The organism is Polaromonas sp. (genome assembly GCF_039932935.1).
Classification (GTDB): Bacteria; Pseudomonadota; Gammaproteobacteria; order Burkholderiales; family Burkholderiaceae_C; genus Polaromonas.
The window spans coordinates 1-18688 of the sequence record NZ_JBDTPB010000017.1 but is presented as its reverse complement, the minus strand read 5'-3'; the positions used below and the strand labels follow the sequence as shown (position 1 = coordinate 18688).

General features: G+C 63.4%; 17 protein-coding genes. 16 read left to right on the top strand and 1 reads right to left on the bottom strand.

The window, feature by feature from the left end:
• The 11 genes from ABI546_RS02720 (at position 1) to ABI546_RS02670 (ending at position 11849) form a co-directional block, all read left to right on the top strand.
• Positions 1 to 1860 (top strand): feruloyl-CoA synthase, encoded by a 1860-nt coding sequence (locus ABI546_RS02720; protein WP_348043863.1) that lies wholly within the window; start codon positions 1 to 3, stop codon positions 1858 to 1860.
• Between the two features lie 30 nt (positions 1861 to 1890).
• Positions 1891 to 3153 carry a thiolase family protein gene (locus ABI546_RS02715; protein WP_348043861.1) on the top strand — a complete coding sequence of 421 codons (1263 nt, stop codon included), beginning with the start codon at positions 1891 to 1893 and terminating at the stop codon, positions 3151 to 3153.
• Positions 3154 to 3226: 73 nt separating this feature from the next.
• The gene (locus ABI546_RS02710) at positions 3227 to 4012 is read left to right on the top strand and encodes an SDR family NAD(P)-dependent oxidoreductase (protein ID WP_348043859.1); all 786 of its coding nucleotides are present in this window, start codon (positions 3227 to 3229) and stop codon (positions 4010 to 4012) included.
• 5 nt (positions 4013 to 4017) lie between these two features.
• On the top strand, positions 4018 to 4437 hold the full coding sequence (locus tag ABI546_RS02705) for an acyl-CoA thioesterase (protein WP_348043858.1): 420 nt from the start codon (positions 4018 to 4020) through the stop codon (positions 4435 to 4437).
• A 64-nt stretch (positions 4438 to 4501) separates the two neighbouring features.
• Complete coding sequence (locus ABI546_RS02700; RefSeq protein ID WP_348043856.1) at positions 4502 to 5635, top strand: ABC transporter substrate-binding protein; 1134 nt, start codon at positions 4502 to 4504, stop codon at positions 5633 to 5635.
• 140 nt (positions 5636 to 5775) lie between these two features.
• Positions 5776 to 6816 carry a branched-chain amino acid ABC transporter permease gene (locus tag ABI546_RS02695; RefSeq protein WP_348043854.1) on the top strand — a complete coding sequence of 347 codons (1041 nt, stop codon included), beginning with the start codon at positions 5776 to 5778 and terminating at the stop codon, positions 6814 to 6816.
• 1 nt (position 6817) lies between these two features.
• Entirely contained in the window at positions 6818 to 8587 is a 1770-nt protein-coding gene (locus ABI546_RS02690; RefSeq protein ID WP_348043852.1) for a branched-chain amino acid ABC transporter ATP-binding protein/permease, read from the top strand.
• 10 nt (positions 8588 to 8597) lie between these two features.
• The gene (locus tag ABI546_RS02685; protein ID WP_348043850.1) at positions 8598 to 9350 is read left to right on the top strand and encodes an ABC transporter ATP-binding protein; all 753 of its coding nucleotides are present in this window, start codon (positions 8598 to 8600) and stop codon (positions 9348 to 9350) included.
• An 8-nt stretch (positions 9351 to 9358) separates the two neighbouring features.
• The gene (locus ABI546_RS02680; protein WP_348043848.1) at positions 9359 to 9607 is read left to right on the top strand and encodes a hypothetical protein; all 249 of its coding nucleotides are present in this window, start codon (positions 9359 to 9361) and stop codon (positions 9605 to 9607) included.
• A 75-nt stretch (positions 9608 to 9682) separates the two neighbouring features.
• Entirely contained in the window at positions 9683 to 11380 is a 1698-nt protein-coding gene (locus ABI546_RS02675; RefSeq protein ID WP_348043878.1) for an acyl-CoA dehydrogenase family protein, read from the top strand.
• Positions 11381 to 11402: 22 nt separating this feature from the next.
• A complete protein-coding gene (locus ABI546_RS02670) occupies positions 11403 to 11849 on the top strand; it encodes a MarR family transcriptional regulator (protein WP_348043846.1) in 447 nt (148 codons plus the stop codon).
• 77 nt (positions 11850 to 11926) lie between these two features.
• Here the strand turns inward: ABI546_RS02670 and ABI546_RS02665 are convergent, their stop codons facing one another.
• On the bottom strand, positions 11927 to 13669 hold the full coding sequence (locus ABI546_RS02665; RefSeq protein WP_348043844.1) for a GMC family oxidoreductase N-terminal domain-containing protein: 1743 nt from the start codon (positions 13667 to 13669) through the stop codon (positions 11927 to 11929).
• Between the two features lie 365 nt (positions 13670 to 14034).
• On the opposite strand from ABI546_RS02665, the gene ABI546_RS02660 reads away from it, so the two are divergent.
• The 5 genes from ABI546_RS02660 (at position 14035) to ABI546_RS02640 (ending at position 18464) form a co-directional block, all read left to right on the top strand.
• Complete coding sequence (locus tag ABI546_RS02660) at positions 14035 to 15165, top strand: ABC transporter permease (RefSeq protein WP_348043842.1); 1131 nt, start codon at positions 14035 to 14037, stop codon at positions 15163 to 15165.
• A 240-nt stretch (positions 15166 to 15405) separates the two neighbouring features.
• The gene (locus ABI546_RS02655) at positions 15406 to 16194 is read left to right on the top strand and encodes an ATP-binding cassette domain-containing protein (protein WP_348043840.1); all 789 of its coding nucleotides are present in this window, start codon (positions 15406 to 15408) and stop codon (positions 16192 to 16194) included.
• 29 nt (positions 16195 to 16223) lie between these two features.
• Positions 16224 to 17156 (top strand): MlaD family protein, encoded by a 933-nt coding sequence (locus tag ABI546_RS02650; RefSeq protein ID WP_348043838.1) that lies wholly within the window; start codon positions 16224 to 16226, stop codon positions 17154 to 17156.
• Between the two features lie 32 nt (positions 17157 to 17188).
• Complete coding sequence (locus tag ABI546_RS02645; protein ID WP_348043836.1) at positions 17189 to 17866, top strand: ABC-type transport auxiliary lipoprotein family protein; 678 nt, start codon at positions 17189 to 17191, stop codon at positions 17864 to 17866.
• A 13-nt stretch (positions 17867 to 17879) separates the two neighbouring features.
• A complete protein-coding gene (locus ABI546_RS02640) occupies positions 17880 to 18464 on the top strand; it encodes a Crp/Fnr family transcriptional regulator (RefSeq protein WP_348043834.1) in 585 nt (194 codons plus the stop codon).
• Positions 18465 to 18688 lie beyond the last annotated feature (224 nt).

Sequence of the window (18688 nt, the reverse complement as noted above, 5' to 3'; positions counted from 1 at the left end):
ATGAGTGCCCCGAAATTTCGCCCCATGGCCTTTGGCGTGACCCGCGTGGTTCTGCGCGATGGCGCGGCTGGCGTGCGCTACCTGCGCGCGGACCAGGCCCTGCAACCTTATCCGGCCCGCATCACCGATCGCCTTCAACACTGGGCGCAGACGGCGCCTGACCGCACCTTCATGGCGCGCCGCCAGAAAGTGGAGAGCGGGCAAACAGGCGACTGGCGGCGGCTGAGCTACGCCGCGGCATGGGAGACGGCTCGCAACATCGCGCAGGGACTGATCGACCGGGGCCTGGGCACCGAACGTCCGGTGGCCATCCTGTCGGAGAACGATCTGGAGCATGCGTTGCTGGCGCTCGGCTGTATGCTGGCCGGCGTGCCTTTTGTGCCGACGTCGCCGCCCTACAGCCTGGTCAGCCAGGACTACGACAAACTGCGCCACGTGCTCAAGACCGTGACACCGGGGCTGGTGTTTGCCGCCGATGGTGCACGCTACGGCAAAGCCATCCAGGCGGCCGTCGACACCGGGGTCGAGGTGGTGCTGACAACCGGGCACGTTGAGGGGCGCGCCACCACGGCATTTGCCGAACTGGCCGCAACGCCCGCCACGGAGGCCGTGGACCGCGCCATGCAGGCCACCGGGCCGGACACGATCGTGAAATTCCTGTTCACCAGCGGCTCCACAAAATTGCCCAAAGCGGTAATCAACACCCAGCGCATGTGGTGCGCCAACCAGCAGCAAATGGCGCAATCCATGCCGGTACTGCAGGACGAGCCGCCGGTGCTGGTCGACTGGCTGCCCTGGAACCACACCTTTGGCGGCAACCACAACTTCGGCATGGTGGTTTTCCACGGCGGAACGCTCTACATCGACGACGGGAAACCGACCCCGGCGCTCATGCACGAAACCCTGCGCAACCTGCGTGAGATTGCCCCCACGGTGTACTTCAACGTGCCCACCGGTTTCGAAGCGATCGCCAACGCCATGAAGACCGATGCGGACCTGCGGCGCAACCTGCTGTCGCGTGTGAAGATGTTCTTTTACGCCGGCGCTGCGCTGGCCCAGCCCGTGTGGGACAGCCTGTACGAGTCCGAGGAAAAAGAAGTGGGCGAGCGCATCGTCATGGCGACCGGCCTGGGCATGACCGAGTCCGCACCGTTTGCCATCTTCATTACCAATCCCCACGTAAAAGCCGGCGACCTCGGCGTACCCGCACCCGGTATCGAGCTCAAGCTGGTGGATACGGACGGCAAGACCGAGGTGCGCTACAAGGGGCCCAACATCACCCCGGGCTATTGGCGTGCGCCGCAAGAAACGGCAGGCGCATTTGACGAAGAGGGGTTTTTCAAAACCGGTGACGCTGTCAAATGGATTGACAGCAGCAACATTCACCTCGGGCTCAAGTTCGACGGGCGCATCGCCGAAGACTTCAAGCTGGCCACAGGCACTTTCGTCAGTGTGGGGCCGCTGCGCGCAAAAATTGTCGCGGCGGGCGCACCTTATGTGCAGGACGTGGTGCTCACGGGCATCAACCTCAAGGAAGTGGGCGCGCTGGTCTTTCCGACGCCCGCGGTGCGTGCCCTGGCCGGGCTGCCGCCTGATGCGCCACTGCGCCAGGCCGTGGAAAGCCCGCAGGTCGTCGCGCACTTCCAGGAAATGCTGAACACCCTCGCGCAGGGCGCAACCGGCAGCGCCAGCTGCATCCGGCGCATGCACCTGATGCACGAGCCGCCTTCATTCGACAAGGGTGAGGTCACTGACAAAGGCTCCATCAACCAGCGCGCCGTGCTGACGCACCGCGAAGCCCTGGTGATCGCCCTGCACGACGACACGGCGCACCCTCTTGTCAAACCCACCGCACCCTGAAACCCAGCACACACCCAACGCACAAGCACCATGCAACCCAAAGGATTCTTTTCCGCTTTTCACGACGTCTGGATGCTCGACGGCGTCCGCACGCCCATGGTCGACTACTGTGGCGCCATCGGCCATGTGTCGCCCACCGACCTGGGCATCAAGGCAGCGCGCGCTGTGCTTCAGCGCACCGGGGTCAGTGCCGGCGATGTCGACTCGGTGATTGCCGGCAACATGGCGCCCGGCGACTTTGAGCAGTTCGTGCTGCCGCGCCATATCGGTCTCTATGCCGGGGTACCCGTGGAGGTGCCGGCCATCATGGTGCAGCGCATCTGCGGCACCGGGTTCGAACTGTTCCGTCAGGCCGGGGAGCAAATCCAGAGCGGTGCCGCCAGCGTGGCGCTGGTCGTCGGTGCCGAAAGCATGACGCGCAACCCGATCGCCGCCTTCGAGCACCGCACAGGCTTCAAGCTGGGCGCGCCGGTTGGCTTCAAGGACTTCATGTGGGAGGCCCTCAAGGATTCCGCCGCCGGCATCGACATGATCCAGACCGCGGAAAACCTCGCCAAAAAATACGGCATCACGCGTGAAGCGGTCGATGAGTTTGCCTCCAGCTCGTTTGCCAAGGCCGTGGCGGCCCGCGAGGCCGGCTTTCATGCCGGTGAAATCGTGCCGGTGGTCAGCGAAACCTTTGAGCTTGCCGGCTATGCCCCACGCGGCATACGCCTTTCGGGCAAGGTCTCAGAGGTCGCTCACGACACCCATGCGCGGCTGTCCCCTGTCGACGTGCTGGCCAAACTCAAGGCGGTTCATGCCGGGGGCGTGCAGACCGGCGGCAACAGCGCCGCGCTGGTCGATGCCGCGGCGGCGGCCGTGGTGGCCTCTGGCGACTACGTGAAAGCGCACGGCAAAAAACCACTGGCGCGTGTCGTGGCTGCCGCGGTGGTGGGCGTGCCGCCCGAAATCATGGGCATAGGCCCGGCGCCGGCCATTCGTCTGCTGCTGCAGCGCTGCGGCCTGACGCTCGACCAAATCGGTCGCTTCGAGATCAACGAAGCCCAAGGCGCGCAAACACTCGCCGTGGCGCGTGAACTGGATTTGGACTTGCGCAAGCTCAACGTCAACGGCGGCGCCATCGCGATGGGCCACCCGCTGGCCGTGACCGGTGTGCGCCTCACGATGACGGTCGCACGTGAAATGCGGCGGGCGGGGGCGCGCTACGGCATTGCGTCCGCCTGCGTGGGCGGAGGGCAGGGCATTGCCCTGCTGCTTGAAAACCCCCAAGGAAGCGAAATTCTCAAGTAAAAAGTGGCTGTAGCGCGCACTGGTCGGGCGCAAGCAGCTATCAAAGTAATAGCAATTGATCTGAAAGCAGGGCATGAACATTCAAGGACTTGCGGCACTGGTGACGGGCGGCGGCTCAGGACTGGGCGAAGCCACCGCGCGGGAACTGGCACGTCTTGGTGCCAAAGTGGCCGTGCTTGACGTCAACCTCGCCGGCGCGGAAAAAGTCGCCGCCGACATTTGCGCGGCCTACGGCGACGGCACGGCACTGGCCTGCCAGTGCGACATCACCGACACTGCGAGCCTGGAGGCCGCGCTGGCCAAAGCCGCAGCCGCGCAAGGCCCGGCCCGCGTCCTGATGAACATTGCCGGCATCGGCTCGGCCAAACGCCTGGTGGCCAAAGACGGAAGTCCGGCGCCGCTTGAAGACTTTGCCAGAGTCATCGCCATCAACCTGATCGGCACCTACAACGCGAGCCGCCTGTTTGCAGCCGCTTGCGCCAAGCTGCCCCCGCTCGAAGACGGCCAACGCGGCGTCATGATGTTCACGGCCTCGGTGGCGGCCTTTGACGGCCAGGTAGGGCAGCAGGCCTACAGCGCGTCCAAGGCCGGGCTGGCCGGCATGACGCTGCCGATGGCGCGCGACCTCGCGCAGCATGGCATCCGCGTCTGCACGGTGGCGCCCGGTTTGTTTGCCACACCGTTGATGGCGCAATTGCCCGAAGCGGTCCAAGCCTCGCTGGCCGCCAGCATTCCATTTCCTGCGCGCCTGGGCAAGCCGGAGGAGTTTGCGCAATTGGCCGCACACATCGTGGCCAACGACCATCTCAATGGCGAAGTCATACGCCTGGATGGCGCACTGCGCATGGCGCCAAGGTGAGCAGCATGAACAAAACCGTGGTGTATGAAGTGACTGTGGCTTTCGGGGACTGCGACCCCGCTGGGATCGTGTTCTTCCCCAACTTCTCGCGCTGGATGGATGCGTCCTCGCTGAACTTCTTTGTCCAATGCGGCGTGCCAACCTGGCGCGAACTCGTCAAGACGACCGGCATCATCGGCACCCCCCTGCTGGAAATCAATACCCGCTTCAGCCAGCCGGCCACCTATGGCGAGACGCTGCAGATTCACACCAGTGTTGAAGAGTGGCGGGCCAAGGTGTTTATCCAAAAGCACGTGATCAAGCGCGGCGACGACCTGATTTGCGAGGGCCGCGAAACCCGCGCCTTCTGTATTCGCCGTTCCGAGAATCCGGAGCGCATCAAGTCCATTCCCGTGCCTGAAGACATCAAGGCACTTTGCAGCTAGTTGCCCACCTGTTCCTTTTTCGTTCGTTCCCGGCTCATTACACCTAAACATCAGGAGACAGTTCATGAAATTCATCCGTACCACCCTCACCACAGCCGCTGCTTTGCTTTGCGCCGGCGCGGCACTGGCAGACGTCAACATTGGTGTCAGCCTGTCGCTGACCGGTCCGGGTTCCGGCCTCGGCATCCCGATGCAGAATTACTTCAAGCTGTTCCCGCAGACGATTGCCGGTGAGAAGGTCAATCTGATCATTCTTGACGACGCGACCGACCCAGGCAAAGGCGCCCAAAACGCCCGCCGCTTCGTGACCGAAGACAAGGTCGACATGATCATCGGTTCGTCCATCACCGCTGTGGCTGCCGCCATTTCCGACATCGCCACCGAGTCGGGGACTGTCCAGCTTGCCGCGTCACCGGTAGGCCTGCCACCCGGCAAGGACCACTGGATATTCCGCCTGCCGCAGTCCAATACCGTGATGGCCCACGCGATGGTGGAGCACATGAAAAAACAGAACATCAAGACGGTAGGGTTCCTGGGGTACACCGATGCCTATGGCGAACAATGGCTCAAGGAATTCACGCCCGTGGCTGAAAAGGCCGGCATCAAGGTGATCGCTGTCGAGCGCTTTGCGCGCACCGACACCAGCGTGACGCCGCAGGCGCTCAAACTGGTCTCGGCCAATCCTGACGCGATGCTGGTCGTGGCTTCGGGCAGCGGCGCTGCAATGCCTGAAATGGCAATCGTCGAACGCAACTACAAGGGCAAGATCTACCAGACGCATGCGGCGGCCACCAAGGACCTGATGCGTGTCGGCGGCAAGTCGGTCGAGGGCACATTTGTGGTGTCCGGCCCGGCGGTGATCGCAGAGCAGTTGCCTGACAGTCACCCGTCGAAAAAGCTCGCCATTGATTTCGTCCAGAAGTACGAAAAATCGGTCGGCGCCGGCTTGCGCAACCAGTTCGCAGCACACTCCTATGATGCGCAGGTCGTGCTTGAAAAGGTATTGCCAATGGCGCTGAAAAAAGCCAAACCCGGCACGAAGGAATTCCGCGCAGCGATCCGTGATTCGATGGAAACCATGGGCCGGACGGTCTTCTCGCATGGCGTCATGAACTGGACCGCCACCGATCATTGGGGTTACACCAATGAAACCGGCGTGATGCTCAAGGTTGTCAACGGCGACTTCAAGGTCGACTGAACATCGCGTACGCTCGTGCCGTGTTTGCGCGACACGGCATGAACCGGCTTTCCTGATGCAGCTGTCGATGCGGTTGCTGACGTAGTTCTGCGCGCATTTTCCCCGCCCGTTCCTTTTTTACCCTTCCTCAGGTTTTACCAATGGATTTGTCGATTGCCAGCATCCTGCTGCTTGATGGCCTCACCAACGGTGCTGTCTATGCCCTGCTCGGGTTGGCCACGGTGCTGGTGTTTACCGTCACGCGTGTCATTTTTATTCCCCAGGGGGAATTCGTCGCCTATGGCGCGCTGACGCTGGCCATACTGCAAACCGGCAAGGTACCCGGCACGGTGTGGCTGTTGCTTATCCTGGCCGCCGTAGCCGCTTTGATGGACATGGCTGCACAGTGGCAGCGTCACCGTCGCGTTCTGCCGGCACTCAAGGCAGGCCTGCGTACGCTGGCCATTCCGGCGGTGGTCGCCGCTGTCACGGCGTTTGTCGCGCCGCGCCAGCCGCACCTGGCGATACAGGCTCTGTTGAGCGTTGCTGTCGTCACGGCCTATGGCCCGCTGGTATACCGTGTGGCCTACCAGTCGCTGGCCGATGCAAGCTCGCTGGTGCTGCTGATTGTTTCAGTGGGTGTGCACTTCGCCATGACGGGCCTGGGCCTGCTGTTTTTTGGCGCAGAAGGTTTTCGCAACCCGCCGTTCTGGGACCTGCGGCTGAGCTTGGGCCCGCTCACCCTGACCGGGCAGACCCTCATCATCGGCATTACGCTGCTCGCGCTCGTTGTGTTGCTCTGGCTGTTTTTTGAGCGGGCGCTGTATGGCAAAGCCCTGCGTGCCACCGCGGTCAACCGCCTCGGTGCGCGGCTGATGGGCATCTCCTCGCAGACCGCCGGGCAAATGACCTTCGCTATGGCTGCGCTCATCGGTGCGCTGTCTGGCCTGCTGATCGGACCCTCGACCACCGTGTTTTATGACTCCGGCTTCCTGATCGGGCTGAAGGGCTTTGTCGCCGCCGTGGTGGGCGGCCTGGCCAGCTACCCGGGCGCCTTGTTAGGCGCTTTGTTTGTCGGCATTGTTGAGTCCTTTGGCTCCTTCTGGGCCAGCTCATTCAAGGAGGTGATTGTGTTCACCCTGGTACTGCCGGTCCTGCTGGCGCGCTCGCTGACCAGCGGCCACTCGGATGAGGATCACTGAGATGGCGCTGACCCGTACAACCGGCCTGCTGGCCCTCATGCTCGCGGTGCCCCTCCTGGCGCTCGCGCCGGTGCCTGATTTCTGGATCACCCAGCTCAACACCATCGGCCTGTACAGCCTGACCTGCCTGGGGCTGGTGCTGCTGACCGGTGTGGGCGGCCTGACCTCGTTTGGCCAGGCTGCGTTTGTCGGCATCGGTGCCTACACCACGGCCTGGCTCACTCTCAATACCGGCGTGTCCCCCTGGCTGACGCTGTTCATCGGGCTTGCCATCACGGCGGCCAGCGCACTGGTGATTGGCTTCATCACGCTGCGCATGTCCGGGCACTACCTGCCGCTTGCGACCATCGCCTGGGGGCTGTCGCTGTATTACTTGATGGGCAATCTGGACGCCCTGGGCAAATACGATGGTCTGCTGGGCATTCGCAGTCTCAGTCTTTTTGGTTTCGACATCGGTACCGGGCGGGGCTTTTTTGTGCTGACCTGGGCCATCGTAGTGACGCTGGCGGTCGCACTGCTGAACCTGCTTGACTCGCGCACGGGGCGAGCTATCCGCGCCCTCAAGGGCGGCTCCCAAATGGCCGAGTCCATGGGCATCAACACCTTCCGGTTCAAGGTCACCATCTTTGTGATTGCGGCGCTCTATGCGTCGGCGTCCGGCTGGCTGTTCGCGCATTTCCAGCGTACCGTCAACCCGTCTGCCTTCGGGCTGAAGATGGGCATTGAATACCTGTTCATGACGGTGGTCGGCGGTGTCGCCCATGTCTGGGGCGCGCTGATGGGTTCGGCCCTGACCAAGTTGCTGGATGACCAGTTGCAGGTCCTGCTGCCGCGGCTGATAGGCACCAGTGGGAGTTACGAGGTGATAGTCTTCGGCATCGCGCTGGTGCTGGTGCTGAAGTACCTGCCAGGGGGACTGTGGGAGTTTGTCGAGCGGCGCCTGCCGCGCCGGCAGCGCGTGCGGGACTGGGCCGGTGCGCCCGCGCTGGCCGCTCGGCCCAAGCCGGCCTCAGGCGAGCTGGTGCTTGACGTCCAGGCTGTGCGCAAGGCGTTTGGTGGCCTCGTGGCCGTCAACGACATCAGCTTTCAGATCCATGCCGGTCAGGTGGTCGGCCTGATAGGCCCGAACGGCGCGGGCAAGTCCACCACCTTCAATCTGATCACGGGCGTGCTGTCGCTGACCAGCGGGGCGGTGCGGTTTCGTGGCGAAGTCATCAGCGGCCGGCCGGCACGCAGCGTTGCGCAGACCGGCATGGCGCGCACCTTTCAGCACGTGAAGATGATCCCCGACATGACGGTTCTCGAGAACGTCGCGCTCGGCGCACATGTTCGTGGCCGCAAGGGTGTGCTGTCGGCCATGACCCGGCTGGACCGTGCTGAAGAGCGCGCCTTATTCCAGGAAGCCCAGCGCCAGCTTGAACGCATCGGCATGGGCGCACACCTTCACGATCTGGCCGGCAACCTGGCCATGGGGCCGCAACGCCTGCTTGAAATCGCCCGCGCTCTGTGCGCCGATCCGGCTTTGCTGTTGCTCGATGAGCCGGCCGCCGGCCTGCGTCACAAGGAAAAGCAGGCCCTGGCCGGCGTGCTGCGCCAGCTGCAGCGTGAAGGCATGAGTATCCTGCTTGTGGAACACGACATGGACCTTGTGATGGATGTCTGCGACAAGCTGGTGGTCATGGAGTTCGGCACCCGCCTGATGGAAGGCACACCCGCTGAAGTCCAGGCGAGCCCGGCAGTGCGCGCCGCCTATCTCGGCACCGAACATTGAAGGCCTATCGATGACGACCCCCCTTCTTCAAGTCACGGCCCTGCGCGCCGGCTACGGCAAGGCCGAGGTTCTGCATGGGATCGACCTGCACGCCGCCAGGGGTAGCGTGATCACGGTCATCGGCCCCAACGGTGCCGGCAAATCAACGCTGCTCAATACCCTGATGGGCATCCTGCCGGGCCGCGGTCGAATTGAATTCAACGGCGAAGACATCACCGCGCTCACCCTGGAAGAGCGCGTCATGCTGGGAATCGCGCTGGTGCCTGAAAAACGTGAGCTCTTCGGCACCATGCCGGTTGAAGACAACCTGGTGCTGGGCGGTTTTCGTCAGATGCGCCTGGGCAATGCGCAGTGGCGCAGCCGGCTGGACGATGTGTACCAGCTGTTCCCGCGGCTCAAGGAGCGGCGTCTGCAGCTGGCCGGCACACTCTCGGGCGGCGAGCGGCAGATGCTGGCCGTGGGCCGGTCGCTGATGTCCGGCCCGAGTTTGCTGATGCTTGACGAGCCCAGCCTGGGCCTGGCGCCACTGGTGGTGCGCGAGATTTTCGACATCATCAACGCGCTGCGAAAAACCGGCGTCACGATTGTGCTGGTGGAGCAAAACGCGCGCGCCGCGCTGGCAGTGGCCGACTACGGTTATGTGCTGGAGATGGGCGACGTTGCCCTCGAAGACCCGGCCGTGCAACTTGCCGCCGACCCCCGTGTGATTGACACCTACCTGGGAGCGGCGCGAAAAAAAGTTGAAACAATAGACCAGCCCTAGCCGCCAGCGTGGCTGCACTGGCACTGACTGCCTGCACGACGGCGGCCGGTCTCACTTTCCATGGCATGGTCAAGCCCTGTTCCAGTCATGCGCGTCGCAAGGTCGCGGGATCCAGCCTGCAATCCGCGCTGGCTCAGCCCGGCCTGATCGGCAGCATGGCGCAAGTGGGCATGGAAGTTCAGTCGTCTACGCCGCGGGCGGACGCCGAAGAATGGCGCCGGCTGATCAAGCAGATCGGCTTTACCCCCGCATCCTGATAAACATGGACAGACCTGTCCTGGAGGCCACCCTTGCATTACCAGCCTGTCCTTGAAGATCAGCGCTTCATCCTGATGGAGGTGTTGCGCGCCCCCGGCGTACTGGCACAGCTGCCGTGTTTCGCTGAATGTGATGATGACCTGATGCAGCAAATCCTTGGTGAGGCCGGCAAATTTGTCGCTGCCGAGATCGCGCCGCTGAACCGCGTGGGTGATGAAGAGGGCTGTGTCTTTCAAGCAGGAGAGGTGCGTACGCCGGCAGGCTTCAAGTCGGCATACCAGTCCTTCTGGCAGGCGGGCTGGGCCAGCCTGTCCTGTGCGCCTGAAGATGGCGGCCAGGGACAGCCAGAGGTGTTGAATCAGGTGCTGTATGAAATGCTCAGCGCGGCCAACCACGGCTGGACCATGGCGCCTGGTCTGTTGCATGGCGCGTACGAATGCCTGAAACATCACGGCAGTGAAGCCTTGAAATTGCGCTATCTTGAAAAAATCGCCAGCGGTGAATGGCTGGCCACCATGTGCCTGACCGAAGCGCATGCAGGCAGCGACCTGGGCCAGGTGCGCACCCGCGGCATTGCCCAGCCTGACGGCAGCTACGGCATCAGCGGCACCAAGATATTTATCTCCGGTGGTGAACATGACCTTACTGCCAACATCATCCACCTGGTGCTGGGCCGGTTGCCCGATGCACCGGCCGGCCCCAAAGGCCTGTCGCTGTTCCTGGTGCCGAAAGTGCTGCCCGATGGGGGCCGAAACGCCGTGTATTGCGACCGCATTGAAGAGAAGATGGGCCTGCATGGCAGTCCCACCTGCGTGATGCGGTTTGAGAGCGCCACCGGCTGGCTGGTGGGTGAGGCGGGCCGCGGTCTGAATGCCATGTTCGTGATGATGAACGCCGCGCGCCTGCATGTGGGCCTGCAGGGCGTAGGCCTCCTGGACGCCGCCTGGCAAAAGGCTGATGCGTATTCAAAAGAGCGCCGGCAAATGCGCGCGCCCGGACCGCGAGCATCGACAGAGCCCGCCGACCTGATTGCCATCCACCCGGCCATGCGGCGCATTCTGGACACTCAGCGGGCCTGGATAGACGGTGGCCGCGTATTGGCCTATCGCACTGCGCTGGAGCTCGACATCGCCCGGCATCACGCCAATGCCGAGCGGCGTGCACAGGCAGAGCGCTGGTGCAGTCTGGTTACGCCGGTGCTCAAGGCGTCGCTGACGCAGCAGGCTTTTTACGGTGGCAGTGAATGCCTGCAGGTGTTTGGGGGCCATGGTTATGTGCGCGAATGGGGCGTGGAGCAAATCGTGCGCGATGCCCGCGTCGCCATGATTTACGAAGGCACGAACGAAATCCAGGCCATAGACCTGCTGATGCGCAAGGTGCTGGTCGATAACGGCGCCGCACTGTATGCATTTTTGTCGGAGCTCTGCGGTGCGCTCGACAGGAACTGCGAAGCCGATGCAAAGGTCATGCAGTTTGTGGACGGGTTGAGTGAGATCACCGCCTCGCTGGTGCTGGCCGCCAGCCACAGCGTCGAGCTGCCTTATTGGGTAGCCGATGATTATTTGCGCCTGGTGGCACTGCTGCTGCAGGCCTGGGCGTGGGCGAAAATTGACACCGTCCTTCGCAGCGGTTCCGCCGGCGGAAATATAGCGCGTTGGTCGACGCCGTCACAGGCGCTGCAGCATTGGGTGTTGCCGGAATTCGGCATGCGCCTTGGCATCATCAAATCGCGGCTGGCTGCTTCTGCTGAACCCGTCGGCATCTATCCGTGAAATGATGTGAAAATCCATCCCCATGCCTGAAAAAATCCCCGCCCCTGTCAAGGTCGACAGCTCCTACCTTGAAACCCTGATCGGCTACAACGCCACACGTGCCTCACTCAAGGTCATTGAACTGTTCAGCAAGCGCATGGCGGTCTACGACCTGCGGCACGTGGACTTTTCCATTCTCTCGCTGATCACGCACAACGCGGGCATTACCTCGCGCCAGTTGTGCAGTGCGCTGAACATTCTGCCGCCCAACCTGGTCGGCAAGATCGGCACGCTGGAAAAGCGCGCCCTGGTTCACCGCAAGCCGCATCCGCAGGACGGCCGCGCGGTGGGCCTGTACCTCACCGATGCCGGCGAGGCCCTGATGCGGGAGGCGGAGCGTACCGCCACGGGGCTTGAATTAGAGGCCACCGAGCGCCTGAGCGCAGCGGAAAAAAAGACGCTGGTGCGTCTTCTTCAAAAAATCTATTAAAAATCTACGTATAAGCGCGGCCTCAGGAGGCCGGCGTGGCGGACCGGGCAAAAGCCGGCGCCCCCATCTGCTTTTTTTTAAATGCCGGCCTGAATCCACTCGGCCGCCTTCTCCGCAATCATCAGCGTGGGCGAATTGGTGTTGCCGCTGGTGATGAGCGGCATCACGCCGGCATCCACCACGCGCAGGCCCCGAACGCCGCGCACCCGAAGGTGTGAGTCGACCACCGCCATCGGGTCATCGTCCCGGCCCATTTTGGTGGTGCCCACCGGGTGGAAGATGGTGGTGGCAATGTCACCGGCCAGCCGCGCAAGTTCTTCGTCGGTTTGAAACTCGATGCCCGGCTTGAACTCGACCGGCTGGAATTTGGCCAGGGCGTGCTGGCCGACGATTTTCCGGGTCACCCGCAAGGAGTCGGCCGCAACCTGCCGGTCCTCGGCCGTGCTCAGGTAGTTGGGTGAAATCGCCGGTGCGTCCTCAAAGCGGTTGCTCTTGATGTGCACGGTGCCGCGGCTCGTCGGGTTGAGGTTGCATACGCTGGCGGTGAAAGCATTGAAGCCGTGCAGCGGTTCGCCGAAAGCATCCAGTGACAGCGGCTGCACGTGGTATTCGATGTTGGGGTAGGGCTGGTCGGGCGATGAGCGCGTGAAGGCGCCCAGCTGTGACGGCGCCATGCTCATGGGGCCGGTCTGCCGCAAGGCGTACTCGAGCCCGATGCGCGCCTTGCCCCACAGCGTGTCGGCCATGGTGTTCAGCGACAGCCCCCACCGTTTGCCGCCTTCGAGGCCCTGCACCTTGTAGACGGAACGGATCTGCAGGTGGTCTTGCAGGTTGGCGCCCACGCCCGGCAGGTCTTGCAGTACGGGGATGCCGTGCTGCTGCAGCAGCGCGGCCGGGCCAATGCCCGAAAGCTGAAGGATTTGCGGCGAGCCGATGCTGCCCGCGCACAAAATGACTTCTCCCATGTGCCCGGAGTCCCGCGTGGAATACGCGGTCACGCGTTCGTCACCGGCCCAGACTTCCACGCCGGTGCAGCGCTGGCTGCCGTCGGCCTGCGGCTCGACCACGAGCTTGCACACCTGGGCGTTGTTCCACAGCTCGAAATTCGGGCGGGCATAGCAGGTGGGCCGCAAGAATGCCTTGGCGGTATTCCAGCGCCAGCCTTTTTTCTGGTTGACTTCAAAGTAGCCCACGCCTTCGTTGTCGCCGCGGTTGAAGTCACTGGTGGCCGGTATGCCGGCCTGTTGCGCCGCCTCGGCAAACGCATCGAGAATGTCCCAGCGCAGGCGCTGCTTTTCGACACGCCATTCCCCGCCCGCGTTGTGGTGGCGCAGCAGCTTCTGGTAGGGGCGGCTTTTGTCCTGCATCAGCTCCGGCGCGGTACCACGTGCACCGTGCATCGCATCGGCGCCTTTGTGGTGGTCTTCATGCAGCTTGAAATGCGGCAGCGCGTTGTCCCAGCGCCAGGCCATGTCGCCGGTCAGCTGCGCCCATTGGTCGTAGTCGCGCGCCTGCCCGCGCATGTAAATCATGCCGTTGATGCTGGAGCAACCGCCCAGCGTTTTGCCGCGTGGATAGCGCAGCGCCCGCCCGTTGAGGCCGGCGTCGGGTTCGGTCTTGTAAAGCCAGTCGGTGCGCGGGTTGCCGATGCAATACAGGTAGCCGACGGGGATGTGGATCCAGTGGTAGTCGTCCTTGCGGCCGGCCTCGATGAGCAGCACGCGTTTGGAGGCATCGGCGCTCAGGCGATTGGCCATCAGGCAACCTGCCGTGCCCGCGCCCACGATGATGTAGTCAAAAACCTGGCTGTCGTCTTGCATGAGTGTGTTGTCTCTTGGCTTTCAGCCGTGTGTTTGTTGTGGGCGCCGGCTCGTGGCGCTGCTTGGTCAGCGCACCGATACTGCCAGCCCAGCCTAACGCGGGGCTGACCGCCGCGCCGCAGCCCCTGATTGTGGCAAACCGGCGCTAGCACTGCGCCGGGGGATTACCCGGTCGCCATATCGGATGCATAGCCCTATGGCATAGCACCTTGGCGGGTTGTAGGACCAAGGCGATAGCGTGTTTTTCGACTGTGTATTTGTGTGTCCTGCAGTTACCATGGCACTTTTGCAAACCAGGCGTCGCCCGCCATTGCAACCGCCGGCCGGCGCCGGACGGCGCCACCGGACGCTTTTACCGAACGCATATGGAAGAATCCAGACCCCGCATTGAACAGCAGGACACGCCGCAAGGCCGGCTGTTGGTCGTGCAGGGTGCGTGGACGGCGGCCGACCTGACCGCTCAGTCGGTTTGGGAAGGCCTTACAGCGCAGCTGAAAAGTCTGCAGGGGCATACCGAGGCGTCCGCCAGCTGGAATCTGGAGCCACTCCAAAGGCTTGATCACCTGGGCGCGCAGGTGCTGTGGAACCACTGGGGGCGCGAATGGCCCGCCCAATTGCAGGTGCATGCCAGCCAGCGCGCGGTGCTGGAAACTGTCGCCAAATTCAGTGCCGACCCGCCCAAGCCCCGCAAGACCGGCTGGAGTGAACCTTTCGTCCTGCTGGGCACGCGGGCGCTGCAGCTGGTGGACCATCTCAAAGGCCTTGTGCGGCTGATTGGCCAGTTGCTCCTCGACATCATCCGGCTTGTCAGGCGCCCGCAGGAAGGCCCTTGGCGCGACCTTTCGGGGCACCTGTTTCATATTGGCGCCACCGCGTTGCCCATCACCGCGCTGGTGGGCTTTCTGATCGGCGTGGTGCTGGCTTATCTCATCTCGCAGCAGCTCAGGCAGTTTGGCGCCGATGCTTTCATCGTCAATATCCTCGGCATCTCGCTGATCCGCGAACTGGGCCCGGTGCTGGCCGCCATTTTGATTGCCGGGCGCAGCGGCTCGGCCATCACGGCGCAGATCGGTGTCATGCGCGTCACCGAAGAGCTGGACGCCATGCGCGTCATGGGCATTGCCCGCGGTTTTCGCCTGGTGATGCCGCGCGCGCTGGCGCTGGCGGTGGTGATGCCGCTCATCAGCGTCTGGACCACGATTGCAGCGCTGCTGGGCGGCATGCTGGCGGCCAACATCTCCATGGACATCACGCCGTCCTATTTCATCAACTCCCTGCCGGCCGCGGTGGAGGTGGCCAATCTCACGCTGGCCACGGCCAAGTCTGTGGTGTTTGGCCTGTTGATCGCGCTGGTGGGTTGCCACTACGGCTTACGCGTCAAACCCAACACCGAAAGCCTGGGGCAGGGCACGACGGCATCGGTGGTGACCTCCATCACCGTGGTGATTCTTGTCGATGCATTGTTCGCCGTCCTGTTTAAGAACGTCGGCATATGAATTTGCCCCCACGCTCCCCCACTTCGTGTGGGTCGCTGCCCCCCGAGGGGGCCGCTGCGGCTGCGGTCTGGCGAAGCCAGTCCCGCGGCCCCTGCCGGGTTGAAGAGTGCCTCCCGACTGACGAATTCGGCTCGCTGCGAGTGCTAACCGCTATTGTTTTGATAGCTGCTTGCGCCCATCCTGCTTGGGCTGTGCGTCGAAATACCTTGCATCACCCCAAACACCTTCGGCGTTTTCCCCATGAGTGATCCCGTCGTCGACATCAAGAAGCTGTGGACCGTGTTCCAGAACGGGGACAAGAAGGCCGTGGTGCACAAGGACCTGGACTTGACGGTTGAGCGCGGCGAGGTGTTGTCGCTGGTGGGCGGATCGGGCACCGGCAAAACGGTGCTGCTGCGCCAGATACTGGGGCTGGAAAAACCCACCCAGGGCGAAATCACGGTGCTGGGCCGGCCGGCGGCCGAGCTCGGCAAGCACGGCGCAGCCAGCCGCGTCGGCATGCTGTTTCAGCAGGGGGCCTTGTTCTCGGCCTTTACGGTGCTTGAAAACATAGCTTTCCCGCTGCGTGAACTGAAAACCCTGCCGCACGAACTGGTTCGCGAAACCGCCATGGTCAAGTTGCAAATGGTGGGGCTCAGCCCTGACGCCGCCGACAAGATGCCCAGCGATCTGTCGGGCGGCATGATCAAGCGCGTGGCGCTGGCGCGCGCGCTCATCATGGACCCGCCTCTGTTGCTGCTGGACGAGCCCACTGCGGGCCTGGACCCTGAAAGCTCCGACAGTTTTGTCGCGCTGCTGCGTGCGTTGCACCGCGACATGGAGCTCACGGTGGTGATGGTTACGCATGACCTGGACACCCTGTTTGAGCTCAGCACGCGCATTGCCGTGTTGGCCGACCAGAAAGTCATCATCAACGATGCGCCCAAGGAAGTGGTCGCATTTCCGCATCCGTTCATTCACGAATTTTTCCTCGGTGAAAGGGGTCAGCGCGCCATGGAGTTGTTGCGCGAATACCCTTTCACAGTTTGATGCATTCAGTGCATTAGAAAGGCTTCAATATGGAAAACAAAGCCCATGCCATGGCCGCCGGTGCGTTTGTGCTGGTGGTCACCGCCTTGCTGGCGCTGCTGGCCATCTGGCTGACGCGCGACAAGACCGAGCGCGACCTCTATGACATGAGCACCAGTGAAACCGTGTCGGGCCTGCAGCCGCAGGCGACAGTGCGGTTTCGCGGCGTGCCGGTCGGCAAGGTTGAACTCATCGGCTTTGACACCAAGGTCAAGGGCAATGTCCTGATCCGTGTCTCGATCGACCGCAGCGCGCCGGTCACGAAATCCACTTTTGCCACCGTGGCTTCACAAGGCGTCACGGGACTGGGTTTCATCCAGCTCGACGACGATGGAAAATCCAACGAGCGGCTGGCGGTCAATGACGACGACCCGCCGCGCATTCCCTTGAAACCCGGCGGGCTGGAGAAACTGCTGCGGCAAAGCGAGGTGATCTTCAACCAGGTCGAACAGGCCAGCACGCAGCTGAACAAGTTGTTGTCCGACGAGAACCAGGCTGCAGTAACTTCCGCCATCACGCAACTCGGCGAAGCGGCCAGCGGCATCAACCGCGTGGCCAAGGGGCTTGAGCCCACCGTGGCGAGTTTGCCGGGTCTATCGCGCGACGCGACGGCCACGCTGAAGTCGGTCAAGACGGCCGCCGATGACGTCAGCGCCACGGCCACCCGCCTGAGCGAAAAAGGCGGACCGCTCGACAAACTGTCAGAAGGCGGCACAGCACTGGCGTCCGGCGTGGAGACCTTCAGCGCCGGCACGCTGCCCAAGTTGAGCGAAGTGGCCGACGAAGCCGCGCGCACCCTGCGCCAGCTGCGCCGCACCGTCAATGCGGTGGACGATAACCCGCAGTCGCTGATTTTCGGCAACGGCCCGCCGGTGCCCGGCCCGGGTGAGCCCGGCTTTTCTGCCAACGGAGTGAAAAAATGACGTCCGATGTGTTCAAAATCTTTTCGAATGCTATGAGTTCAATAGCTGCTCGCGCTCGTCCTTCGGGGGCTGCAGGCCTTTTTGGCATCCTATTGATGGTGTGGGCCACCAGTGGCTGCTCGGGCCTGCCCGACAAGCCCACCCGCGCCACCATGTACGACTTCGGCCCGGGTCCTCTGGCCACCCAGCCCAGCACACGGCAGGCGCCGCTGCCCCCGCTGGCGCTGGACGACGTTGCGACTTCAGGCGGCGCGCTGGACAACATGGCGGTGCTGTATCGTCTGGGTTATGCCGACGCGCAACAGCTGCGGCCCTACTCGCAGGCGCGTTGGAGCATGCCGCCCGCGCAACTGGTACGGCAGCGCCTGCGCGAGCAGCTGGGCCTGCGCCGCGCGGTGTTCAGTGCCGGTTCCAGTGTTGCACTCAACCGCAGCCAGAACGCCGTGCTGCCGCTGTTGCTGCGCCTGGACCTTGAAGAGTTCAGCCACCTCTTCACTGCGCCCGATACCAGCGTGGGGCTGATACGCCTGCGCGCCACGCTGCTTGAAATTACCCCCGCCGGCGAAAAGCTGGTCGGCCAGCGCAATATCGTCGTGCAGCGGCCGGCTTCCAGCAGTGACGCGCCGGGCGGTGTCCGCGCCCTCACGGCTGCTACCGATGCCGCGATTGAAGAGCTGGACCAGTGGTTGCAGCAAACCCCCGCGCGCTAAAAGCCCGCGCACCATGAAAACGCTGGAAGAGCAACTGGACGCGGCCGGGCTGCAGGTGTTTGGCTGCTGCGAGCCGCTGAGCACCTACGGCCCCGAGATGCTGCAAAACTCACCGCTGCTGCAGGACTTCACGCCCGCAGAAGCCGACATCCTGGGCGCGTCGATGCTGCTGGTGAAAGCCGAGCCGGGGCAGGCGCTGATCCGCGAGGGCGAGTCCGGTGACTGGATGATGCTGATCCTCAAGGGCACGGTCGACATCACCAAGCGCCTGGATCCGCCCGCTGGCGTGGCCGCCACAGGGGAAGGCAATGGTGATGGCGATGCCGTACGCGCGGAGGAGACTGTGTCGCGGGTGGCGGTGGTGCGCAGCGGCGCGGCGCTCGGCGACATGTCCATGCTCGACAGCGAGCCGCGCTACGCCACCTGCACGGCCATTGAGGCCGTAGAGGCCGGCGTCTGGGGCCGCCATGAAATCGCCCTCCTGATCCGCGACCACCCCGGCGTGGGCGCCAAGCTTCTGGTCAAGATCACGCAGATGATGGCGCAACGCCTGCGCAACACCAGCAACCAGCTGGTCAAACTCCTGAGGGCCAGATAACCCCCCTGTCCAGGCTCACTTCGTGTAGCCTGTTCTCCCCCCAGGGGGACGGCGCCTGCGGTCTGGCAAAGCCAGCCCCGCGGCTGCCCGCTGGTAAATGCTCCCACTGGTTACCCCACTGAACTGCTCTCCGACCGGGCTCAACCCATATCCGTTCGGGCTGAGGTATCGAAGCCGATCCCCGTAGCACACCGGCCCTTCGATACCTCAGGGCGAACGGAGAG